Source organism: Nonomuraea sp. NPDC054003, from assembly GCF_055585125.1.
On sequence record NZ_JBVJKR010000002.1, the window covers coordinates 727,690 to 738,721 of the forward strand.

Sequence of the window (11,032 nt, forward strand, 5' to 3'; positions counted from 1 at the left end):
GGAGCTCGATGGATCAGATCCCCGGTCCCGCCGTCCCTTCCGCCCGCGCCGTCCTGCGGCCGATCGGCCTCCGTGACGCCCGCGTCACCGGCGGGCCGCTCGCCCGGTGGCAGCGGGTGAACCGTGAGACGAGCATCCCGCTCGGCCTGGAGCGGATGGAACGATCGGGCGCGCTGCCCAACCTCCGCCGCGCGGCGGGGGAGCGCGACGGCCAGTTCCAGGGATACCGGTTCCAGGACTCCGACCTCTACAAGCAGCTGGAGGCCGTCGCCTGGGAGCACGCCCGCGCTCCCGACCCCCGGTACACGGCGTTCATCGAGCGGGCCGCGGCCGTGCTGGCCGCCGCGCAGCGGCCCGACGGCTACCTCAACTCCCACTACCAGGTCGTCAAGCCCGAGAAGATCTACGCCGAGCTGGAGTACAGCCACGAGATGTACTGCGCCGGACACCTGCTCCAGGCGGCGGTGGCGGCCAGCCGCGCGGGCGCCGGGGACACGCTGCTCCCGGTCGCCCGCCGCCTGGCCGACCACCTCGTCCAGGTGTTCCTCACCGATGGGAACGACGGCATCGACGGCCACGCCGAGGTCGAGACCGCGCTGGTCGAGCTGCACCGGCTGACCGGCGATCCCGCCTACCTCGACCTGGCGGCCAAGCTGGTCGACAACCGCGGCAAGGGGCTGATCCGCGACAGCGGCATGGGCCCGCTGTATGCCCAGGACCATCTGCCGGTACGGGAGGCGGACACGCCGGTCGGTCACGCCGTACGCCAGCTCTACCTGGAGGCCGGCGTCGTCGACCTCTACCTGGAGACGGGCGACGAGTCGCTGCTGGAGTGCTCGGTGCGCCGGTGGGAGGACATGGTCGCCACCAAGACCTACGTCACCGGCGGCAACGGGTCGCGGCACGACGGCGAGGCGTTCGGCGAGCGCTACGAACTGCCGCCCGACCGCGCCTACAGCGAGAGCTGCGCGGCCGTCGCGAGCATCCACTGGAACTGGCGGCTGCTGCTGGCCACCGGCCACGGCCGCTACGCCGACCTGCTCGAACGGGTGCTGTTCAACGCCTTCGCGGCGAGCACCTCGGCCGACGGCCGGCGGTTCTGCTACGTCAACCCCCTGCAGCGCAGGAACGACCTGGTCGAGGACGCCTACCTCGGGCGGCGCAGGGACTGGTTCGCCTGCGCCTGCTGCCCGCCGAACATCATGCGGCTGGTGGCCTCGCTCGGCGGCTACCTCGCCACGTGGAGCGAGGCCGGGCTGCAACTCCACCAGTACGCCGAGGGCGTGGTGAGCGGAGGCGGCGGACGGGTGCGGGTGGACACCGACTACCCGTGGGACGGCCTGGTCCGCGTGACGGTCGAGGAGGCGCCGGCGGGGGAGTGGGAGCTGGCGCTCCGGATCCCTTCCTGGAGCGAGACCACGTACGTCGACAGCCACCTCGCCCAGCCCCACGAAGACGGATATTTCAGGATTCGTCGCTCGGGTTGGCGGGCCGGCGACACCGTTGAGCTGAACCTCGACCTGACCCCCAGGCTCCTGCGCCCGCACCACCGCGTCGACGCCGTCAGGGGCAGCGCCGCGCTGCAGCGCGGCCCTCTCGTCTACTGCTTCGAGCAGGCCGACCAGCCCGGCCGCGTCGAGGTGGACGACCTGGCCATCGCCCGTGACGCCGTGCCCCGCCCGGTCCCCAGGGACGACCTGCCGGGCGTCGGCCGCACCGTCCTGCTCGACGTCGACGCGGTCGTGGTGCACGAGCCGCGCGACGGTCTCCCGTACACCAGCAAGTCCCTCGCGACCAGCACCCGCGTGACCGCGACGGCAGTCCCCTACTTCCAGTGGGACAACCGCGACGGTGGCGCGATGCGGGTCTGGATCCCCCTCGCGTAAGGAACACGCCGATGAGAAGACGCGACCTGTTGAAGCTCGGCGGCCTCGCCGCTCTCGGGGCCACGGCCGTGGCCTGCGGGGGTGACCAGGAGCGGGCCGGCAGGACACAGCTGCAGTTCATGTTCTGGGGCTCGACGTTCGAGAAGAAGGCCGTCGAGAACATGCTCAAGCAGTACGAGCAGAAGAACCCGGGCGTCACGGTCAAACCGCTCTACACCCCCGACGAGTACGACGTGAAGCTCAACACCCTGGTGGCGGGCGACCGCCTGCCGGACGCCGGCTACGTCCCGATGGCGATGTCGTTCCGGCTCGGCGAGCAGGGCAAGCTGGTCAACCTGTTCCCGTACCTGAAGAAGTATCCGCAGCTGGCCGGCTACCTCCCCGACGCCTACCTGTGGAGCGGCCGGGACGACCTGCACGGTCTCGCCACCGCGAACGAGTCCATGCTGCTGTGGTTCAGCAGGTCCGCCGTGGCCGCGGCCGGCGTCACCCCGCCGGCCGCCGCCGCCTCGGCCTGGACGTGGGACCAGCTCGTCGAGAACGCCTACAAGCTCACCGTCGACCAGAACGGCAGGCACCCGGACGAGTCCGGCTTCGACCCCGGGCAGGTCAGGCAGTTCGGCGTCTCCAGCAGCATCACCTACGGCGCGGCCTGGTACGGCTACCTGCGCTCCAACGGCGGCGACATCGCCGACGAGACCGGCAGGACCTGCCGGCTGGACACGCCCGAGGCGATCGAGGTGTTCCAGAACCTGCAGGACCTCATCTACGAGCACCGCGTCGCGCCCGGCCCCGGTCAGCTCGCCGCCACCGGCGACGACGTGCCCGGCACCAACATCCTGCTCAAGACCAAGCGGGTGGCGATGGTCGTGGACGGCCACTGGAGCCTGCTCGACATGAACGAGAGCGCGGTCGACTACGGCATCGGCGTGCTGCCGAAGTACGCCGAGCCGTACACCGCCACCCAGGTCGCCGGGGCGTCGGCGGTGTTCGCCGGCACCGCGCACGAGCAGGAGGCGGTCGAGCTGTTCGCCTTCCACAACGACCCCCGCTACGTCGACCTGTACGCGCGAGGCCTGTGGATGCCGCAGGAGAAGAAGTACTACGAGGACCAGGCGGCGATCGACGCCTGGACCAAGAACGACCAGCACCCGCCGGAGTTCCGCACCGCCGTCGTCGACTACACCCGGGAGCACGGCGTGCCCGACTTCCGCAACCGGCTCAGGAACCTGTCGGCCATCGCCGGCGACGTGCTCACCCCCGCCCTGCAGGAGATCGAGACCGGCAAGCGTCCGGCCGGCGAGATCCTCAAGGCCGCCACCCCCAAGATCACCGGCATGCTGCAGGGCTGGCACCACACCCAGGAGGTGTGATGCGCCGCCTTGAGACGCGCTGGGGCATCCTCATGGCGCTGCCCGCCATCCTCGGATTCCTGATCTTCACGATCGGCCCGATGGCGGCCTCGGCGTTCTTCAGCCTCACCGACTGGCGGATCGGCGCCGCCCCGGTGTACGTCGGGCTCGGCAACTACGCGGCGATGGCCGGCGACGAGCTGTTCTGGAAGTCGCTGACCACCACCACGTACTACACGCTCGGCTCGGTCCCGCTGGTGCTCATCGTCAGCTTCGCCGTGGCCATGCTGCTCAACCAGCGCGTCCGCGGCCTGTCGGTGTGGCGGACGATCTTCTACCTCCCGACGCTGGTGCCCGCGATCGCCAACGTCGTGCTCTGGATCTGGATCTTCAACCCGGACTTCGGGCTGCTCAACTCCCTGCTGCGGCAGGGCGGGCTGCCCACTTCCCAGTGGATCTACGCCGAGTCCACCGCGGTGCCGTCGCTGATCATCATGAGCACCTGGGCCTTCGGCAACACCATGGTGATCTTCCTGGCCGGGTTGCAGGGCGTGCCGCGGCACCTGTACGAGGCCGTCTCGATCGACGGCGGCGGGCCGTTGCGGCGCTTCTGGCACGTGACGCTGCCGATGATGACGCCGACCATCTTCTACAACCTGGTGGTCGGCGTGGTCGGCACCTTCCAGGTGTTCAACCAGGCGTACGTGATGACCGAGGGCGGACCCAACCACGCCACCCTCTTCTACGTCTACTACCTGTTCCGCAAGGCGTTCAACGAGAGCGAGATGGGCTACGCCAGCGCGCTCGCCTGGACCCTTTTCATGATCATCATGGTGGTGACGTTCCTCCTGTTCAGGAACGCGCGCCGCTGGGTCTACTACGAGATGGCAGGCGCCCGGTGACTCGCGGGCCGCGCCGGCTCCTGCTCTACCTGGCACTCCTGGCCGGCGCCGTACCGACGCTGCTCCCGTTCGTGTGGCTGGTGCGCAGCGCGCTCATGCGGGACGCCCAGATGTTCGTCGCCCCGCCGGAGTGGATCCCCTCGCCGTTCCAGTGGTCGAACTTCAGCGAGGCGCTCACCACCCAGCCTTTCGGCCGCTACTTCGTCAACACGCTGGTCATCGCCGTCGTCAGCGTGCTCGGCACGGTGCTGACCTGCTCGGTGGCCGCCTTCAGCTTCTCCCGGCTGCGCTGGCGTGGCCGCGACGTGGTCTTCGCGCTGCTGCTGACCGGCGTCATGCTGCCGTACGCGGTCACGCTCATCCCGACGTTCGTGATGTGGCAGCGGCTCGGCGCGCTGGACACGATCGCGCCGCTCACCGTCCCGAGCTGGTTCGCCGGGGCGGGCGGGGGCGTGTTCAACGTCTTCCTGCTGCGGCAGTTCTTCCTGACGATCCCGTTCGAGCTGGACGAGGCCGCCTACATCGACGGCGCCTCGCCCTGGCGGGTGTTCTGGACCGTCGTCATGCCGCTGTCCAGGCCCGCCATCATCGTGGTCACCATCTTCGCGTTCATCGGCACCTGGAACGACTTCCTCGGGCCGCTGCTCTACCTGCAGAGCGAGGAGAACTACACGCTGTCCCTGGGCCTGGCGTCGTTCCAGAGCATCTACCTGACGCAGTGGGGCTATCTCATGGCCGCCTCGGCGGCGGTGATCGCGCCGATCATCGCGCTGTTCTTCCTCCTGCAGCGGTACTTCATCGAGGGGGTCACGCTGACCGGGATCAAGAACTGAAGACGGTCGCGCGCCGCGGCCCGTCACGCCGGCCTGCGACTACTGGCCGGTAGCATACTGGCGTCGGGCCAGGCCTCACCGGAAGATCTCAGGGAGCGACCACATGAGCGGCTTCAGTCTGGACCTCAACCAGGACGTGATCGAGGTCCGGGACTGGGTGCACGCCTTCGCCCGCGACGTGGTCCGCCCCGCCGGCGCCGAATGGGACGAGCGCGAGGAGACCCCCTGGCCGGTCATCCAGGAGGCGGCCAAGATCGGCCTCTACTCGCTGGACTTCTTCGCCACCCAGTGGTTCGAGGGGAGCGGCCTCGCGCTGCCCGTGGTGTTCGAGGAGCTGTTCTGGGGCGACGCCGGCATCGGCCTGTCGATCGTCGGCAGTTGCCTCGCCGCCGCGGCGCTGTCCGGCAGCGGCACGCCCGAGCAGGCGGGCCAGTGGCTGCCGGAGATGTTCGGCACGGAGAACGACGTCAAGCTGGGCGCCTTCTGCGCCTCCGAGCCCGACGCCGGCTCCGACGTGGGCGCCATCCGCACCAGAGCCGTGTACGACAACGGCGACTGGGTCATCGACGGCGTCAAGACCTGGGCCACCAACGGCGGCATCGCCGACGTGCACATCGTCGTCGCCTCCGTGGACCCCGGCCTCGGCACCCGCGGCCAGGCCTCCTTCATCATCCCGCCCGGCACCCCGGGCCTGTCCATGGGCCAGAAGTTCAGGAAGCACGGCATCCGCGCCTCCCACACGGCCGAGGTCGTCCTCGACGGCGTCCGCGTACCCGGCTCGTGCCTGCTGGGCGGCAAGGAGAAACTGGACGCCCGCCTGGCCCGCGTCCGCAACGGCGAGCGCGCCGGCGAGCAGGCGGCGATGGGCACCTTCGAGACCACCCGCCCCACGGTCGCCGCCATGGCCGTCGGCATCGCCCGGGCCGCCTACGAGTACGCCCGCGACTACGCCCGCGAACGCGAGCAGTTCGGCCGCAAGATCGGCGAGAACCAGGCCATCGCCTTCCTGCTGGCGGACATGGCCACCCGGGTCGACATCGCCCGCCTGATGACCTGGCGCGCGGCCTGGATGGCCCGGCAGGGCAAGCGCTTCGAACAGGCCGAGGGCTCGATGTCGAAACTGGTCGCGGGGGAGACGGCGGTGTGGGTGACCGAGCAGGCCATCCAGATCCTGGGCGGCGCGGGGTACACCCGTGATCACCCGGTGGAGCGCTTCCACCGCGACGCCAAGATCTACACCATCTTCGAGGGGACGTCGGAGATCCAGCGGCTGATCATCGGGCGCGCCGTGACTGGCCTGCAGGTTCGCTGAAAACGGCCGCCTTGGGAAGCCGACCCTGAAGACTGTCTTGAGGCTCTGTTCCGTCACTGTTCCGTCAGAGTTCCGCGCCGGTGTCGCGCGTAGATCGATCACGCCGGCTCCTATGGTTACGGAGCGTGATCTCAGCCGCATGGCCGGGGTGCGGCTGGAAGTCGTCTCGATACCGGCTTACCGCCGCAGGCAGAGCCTCACGCGGTGGTGAATTTCGGATTCGGCCGCCTCGCGTTGTGGTTTGGCGTCTGCAGTCTTCACACCGAAGAGGTCACTGGTTCGATCCCAGTATCGCCCACCACATAGCAGCAGGTCAGAGGCCGGTTCTCCAAGGGAGCGACCGGCCTTTTCGCTGTCTGGACCGTCGTTGGACCGTGGCCCGGGTCGTCACCCGCCCGGGTGGACCGTCACGGGACGGCAGGTCCCGGCACCCGCGCCGCGGTCCAGACGGTCCGCGATGTTCAACTGGCCGGTCTTCGCTCGGGGCCTCTAGCCGTGAGCGTGGGTATCGGCGAGGGATGCATACGACGAGATCTACAGTGTAAAGCTGTCGGCCATGCTTAGCGAGTACCTTCCACAAGCCCTTGGCGTGATCCATCAGATTGCCGTCGGGCACGGGAGGCCGGGCGGGTCCTCGACGCCCCGGCGCACCCCGTCTTGTAGGCCATCCTCCACGCCGGCGGGCGAGATCAGAAACTTGGTGAAGGTGTGGAGATGGCTCGCCACCTCATCGGTAACCCGCTGCGTCTGCCCGCCCAGGCCGACGGCTCGCGAGTCGCTTCGTCCGGGAGAGATTCGTGCGGAACTGACGTTTCCTCCTCGGGCTCCTGGTTCGCCTCGCTGAGCTATTGGCCGGGCCTCAGGTCAGAACCTGGCGACAAGCACGCCCTGCAGGATTTCGAACCTGATGACTTCGTACATCTTCGAGGGTCGCCGACTCGGGCACTCGCCCCAGAAGCCTCGATTCGAACCGGAGCATGACTCCTGACAGCAGGCCGTGCGAATGGGGCAAAGCCCTGGCGGATGGCGGTCGGCGGGGAGCGAGTGGACGCCTGAGTCGATACTGCACCTGGAGTCCTCTGCTGAGGCCGTGCACCTTGGTCCCTCTCGACCGCCACCCGTCAGTTGCTCCTCTTCACCAAGATCGTGGTGTGAGCCAGCCGCAGGAGAGAGAGGCTGGCTGCTTCACCAGCTTCCCGGGCCTGGTCGATCTGACCGGTGCCCGGGTTTTCGCCGAGCTTGGCGGCGACCGCTTCGCTTCGCCGACGCCCCGCGACTTGAAGGCGTATGCGGGGTCGGCGCCCATCACCCACGTCTCCGGATAAGGGCGTGGGCGTCTGGACACGTGACGATTGAGTGGTCTCGGCAGGAGGTCCTGGTGGCGGTCAGGACGCGCTTGCTACGTCCGGGCGCTGTGACGAAGGGGTACTCCGCCGTCGATGTCGTGGCGGAGCCCGACGCCATGTTGGTGATCTTCCGCTGGCGGCGAGACCCGAACGTCTACGCCATCAAGGTCGAGTTTCCGGCAGCGTCGAAGAGCCCGTGGACTGGCCTGCTGGCGTCCTCGATCGATGGATGGGCCACAGACGTCGAATATCTCCTTACGGAGGAACTCGATACCCGACTGGTCCGTCGGAGCCGCCGGACGGTCCGGGAGGGCCACGTCCTGTTGGACATCCGCGATGCTCCCGGCCCCTGGCCCGCGGGGTTCTTCATCAGCCTGGTCCTATGCGGTGACGACGTCGTGCTCCTCCTGCGCCAGTTGAAGGACGACTGGGAGAGCGCCTGCGCCATCCGGAGGTCGCCGCCGGCGTCGGTTCTCCCACATGCGGCCAAGCCGGGCCGCTGGCTGGCCGAGGAGGGGATGGATATCACTGTTCCCCGGCGGCTGATCGTCGAGGCCAGGCTTGCCTGCTGGCTTCAGGCCTACGCCGACAACGCCCGCGGGAGACCTTTCGTCGGTCATGCAGTCGCATCCTGGCAGGACAAGCGGCACACCATCGCCCGTCTCGACGTGGTGCACGTCCAGCCCGGCATCACATCAGAGGTACGCGAGGCGCTGGTGCCTGTTGCGGTCCGCGAGGTCGCCGAAGCTGGTGCCCTGCGCGTGGTCACGGCGATCGACGACCCGAGCTCCGTGGACTGGGGTTCCGGCCCACGGACTATGGCGGCCTTATGCTCCACACCAGGGAGCGCTGAACCGCAGATCGGATGTCTGCGACCGTCGGATTAGAAGTCCGTGGATCACCGTGTCGGGTGATGTCGAGCCTCGCCGCTTTCTGACATTACTGCAGGTAGGTGCTACGTGAGTGGGACCGGACAGTGTCGGAAAGACCGTGGTGAAGCGGGGGTGTCCGAGACTGCCGGTCCCCCTACGGTCCCCCAAACAATGGGCGTCGCGATCGTGGCGGCAGCCGTAGAAGGTTGTCGACCGCGAGCACAGGGCCGATGTTTCACGTCCCGGCGGCGTGGGCCCAGCCTCCACACGCGGAAAGCGCCGACGAGATCGAGGTCGGATGGTGCTAGCAATCACGGTAAGGGATTGCTGGCCACCAGTTAGGGCAAACGCTGGCCGCTCACCTGGACGTCGGCGCATCCCCGCACTCGGGCGGGACTGTCACTTGTGCGGGGCCGGCGGTGAGCACGCCCACCTGGTAGTGGCCGACCTGGGGCCATCCCCGCTCGCGCGGGGCTGACGCTGGAGAACCTGGCCGTGCTGGCGAGGGTGAGGGCGTCCAGCGGCTTCGAGATGGACGTGACGGCCAGGTGCTGAGTGGCATGCCATCACTGCTGGCATGCCACTCGGGACATCCACTAGTTGCTGGTCTATTGTTGTTGCAATATATATGCAGTTACGTAGCTGGGGAGATAACTCATGGGTGAGTACACCCTTCCAGACATGCCGTACGACTATGCGGCCCTGGAGCCCGCCATCACCGGCGAGATTCTTGAGCTGCACCACGCCAAGCACCACGCCGCCTACGTCAAGGGCGCCAACGACACGCTGGAGAGGCTGGCCGAGGCTCGCGACAAGGGCGAGTTCGACGGCCTGGTCGGACTGGAGAAGACGTACGCCTTCAACCTGTCCGGCCACGTCCTGCATACGATCTTCTGGCAGAACCTCTCGCCCGACGGTGGCGACCGCCCCGACGGGGAGCTCGGTGAGGCCATCACCGAGCACTTCGGCTCCTTCGAGGCCTTCCAGAAGCAGCTCACCACGGCGACCACGATGGTGCAGGGGTCCGGCTGGGGTGTGCTGGCCTGGGAGCCTCTCGGCCGCCGCCTGGTGGTGGAGCAGGTCTACGACCACCATGGCAACGTCGGCATGAACACCACCCCGCTGCTCGTCTTCGACGCATGGGAGCACGCCTATTACCTGCAGTACCGCAACGTGCGCCCGGACTACGTCGAGAAGCTCTGGGGCCTGATCAACTGGATGACGTCATCGCCCGTTACGACGCCGCCCGCGGCGCCTGACGTCCCCATGCCAGCGACGCCCGCCCAGTCACAGCTTGGTCCGCCGGGCCGGGCGGGCGCCGCTTCCCTGAGGATCTGTCTCGTCCCGGCGCACGAGGCGCACACCTTCCTGGCCGGCGTGGCGGAGGTCGCGGGTCAGGTCTTCACCCTTCCCCCTTGGGGCGAGCCGCTCGACGAGGCGCGCGCGGTCGCCGAGCGCCTGGCCGGCGACACGCAAGCACCAGGGTTCACCTTCGCCGCCGCCCTGCACGGCGATCAGCTCCATGGCTTCGCCTACGGCGTGCGCTGCTCCCGGTTGGCCTTGCTCGCTTCACGGGTGCCACGTCGTGACTTCACCCTCAAAGAACTGGCCGTCGCGCCTCAGGCACGCGGATTCGGAGTCGGCAGGATCCTGCATGACATGATCCTGGCCGCGGCTCCGGCGACCTCCTGGTGGCTGGTCACCCACACGCGCCGATGCGGCGCTCGCCCTGTACCGAAGGCGCGGCTGGCGCGCAGCAGCGCTGCACCCGGGAAAAACCGGAACCAGGTTGATCATGTTCCGCGGGCATGGCCCGTCTCGCCATAGAGATAGATCTCAGCAGGAGGTTCAGCCTATACCGAGGCCTACATCACCTTGATGCAACTTGATTGCAATTGCACCATATAGGCAGAATGAGGTGCTTCGCCCACCTTTGTTCGAACTCACCACCGGAGCTTCACCGCATGAGCCGCCCCCGTTCCACCGCCATGACCCCCACGTCGCCGAAGGCGGTGGCCGGATCATGAGGAAGCTGCTCGTCCTGGCGGCGGCCCTGACGCTGACCGCCTGCTCGCAAGCACCCACCGCCCAGGAGCCCGCCCAGCGGGCGGCGCCGCAGGCCGGCTTCCCCGTCACGGTCGAGAACTGCGGGCGCACCCTCACCTTCGACCGGCCGCCGGCCAAGGTGGTGACCGGCTACCACCCGTCCCTGGAGACCCTGTTCGCGCTCGGCCTCGGCGACCGGATCGCGGGGCGGACGAACTTCTCCGAGAGCGCGTTCCTGCCCGGTCACAAGGAGCAGTACGACAAGATCCCGGAGATCTCCGACACGATCATGATGCCGCAGAAGGAGATCATGCTCTCCCAGGGCGCCGACTTCATCGTGGACAACCAGATGGCCAGCTTCGACGCCGCCGGTGGTTACGCCACCGTGGAGGAGCTGGACGCGGCCGGCAGCCCCGTCTACATCCTGGGCGGCTGGTGCAGCCCCGAGGAGGTGCTGCAGTTCACCCTCGACGACACCTTCGA

Annotated in this window: 9 protein-coding genes and 1 pseudogene; 9 read left to right on the top strand and 1 reads right to left on the bottom strand. The window is 68.3% G+C overall.

Annotated features, from left to right (window positions below; all coding sequences use genetic code 11):
• Nucleotides 1-8: 8 nt before the first annotated feature.
• From ACZ6YG_RS07555 to ACZ6YG_RS07590, 8 genes and pseudogenes are all read left to right on the top strand, one after another.
• Nucleotides 9-1,886 (top strand): glycoside hydrolase family 127 protein, encoded by a 1,878-nt coding sequence (locus ACZ6YG_RS07555; protein WP_466017463.1) that lies wholly within the window; start codon nt 9-11, stop codon nt 1,884-1,886.
• An 11-nt stretch (nt 1,887-1,897) separates the two neighbouring features.
• Nucleotides 1,898-3,259: an extracellular solute-binding protein gene (locus ACZ6YG_RS07560; protein ID WP_466017464.1), complete on the top strand. Its 1,362-nt coding sequence runs from the start codon at nt 1,898-1,900 to the stop codon at nt 3,257-3,259.
• Complete coding sequence (locus tag ACZ6YG_RS07565) at nt 3,259-4,140, top strand: carbohydrate ABC transporter permease (protein WP_271277130.1); 882 nt, start codon at nt 3,259-3,261, stop codon at nt 4,138-4,140. Before ACZ6YG_RS07560 ends, ACZ6YG_RS07565 begins: the two co-directional genes overlap by 1 nt.
• On the top strand, nt 4,137-4,973 hold the full coding sequence (locus tag ACZ6YG_RS07570) for a carbohydrate ABC transporter permease (protein WP_219544614.1): 837 nt from the start codon (nt 4,137-4,139) through the stop codon (nt 4,971-4,973). The genes ACZ6YG_RS07565 and ACZ6YG_RS07570 overlap by 4 nt, the downstream gene beginning before the upstream one ends.
• Nucleotides 4,974-5,076: 103 nt before the next feature.
• On the top strand, nt 5,077-6,285 hold the full coding sequence (locus ACZ6YG_RS07575) for an acyl-CoA dehydrogenase family protein (RefSeq protein ID WP_466017465.1): 1,209 nt from the start codon (nt 5,077-5,079) through the stop codon (nt 6,283-6,285).
• A 977-nt stretch (nt 6,286-7,262) separates the two neighbouring features.
• A complete protein-coding gene (locus tag ACZ6YG_RS07580; RefSeq protein ID WP_148034686.1) occupies nt 7,263-7,610 on the top strand; it encodes a transposase in 348 nt (115 codons plus the stop codon).
• A 53-nt stretch (nt 7,611-7,663) separates the two neighbouring features.
• Complete coding sequence (locus ACZ6YG_RS07585) at nt 7,664-8,518, top strand: hypothetical protein (protein ID WP_466017466.1); 855 nt, start codon at nt 7,664-7,666, stop codon at nt 8,516-8,518.
• A gap of 642 nt (nt 8,519-9,160) precedes the next feature.
• Nucleotides 9,161-9,762: pseudogene (locus ACZ6YG_RS07590) on the top strand (superoxide dismutase).
• A gap of 28 nt (nt 9,763-9,790) precedes the next feature.
• On the opposite strand, the gene ACZ6YG_RS07595 reads toward ACZ6YG_RS07590, so the two are convergent.
• Nucleotides 9,791-10,027, bottom strand: coding sequence for a hypothetical protein (locus ACZ6YG_RS07595; RefSeq protein ID WP_466017467.1), 237 nt, complete (start codon nt 10,025-10,027; stop codon nt 9,791-9,793).
• 499 nt (nt 10,028-10,526) lie between these two features.
• Here ACZ6YG_RS07595 and ACZ6YG_RS07600 point away from each other — a divergent pair.
• Nucleotides 10,527-11,032 (top strand): TroA family protein (locus ACZ6YG_RS07600; RefSeq protein WP_466017468.1); only part of this gene is annotated, 506 nt, incomplete at its 3' end.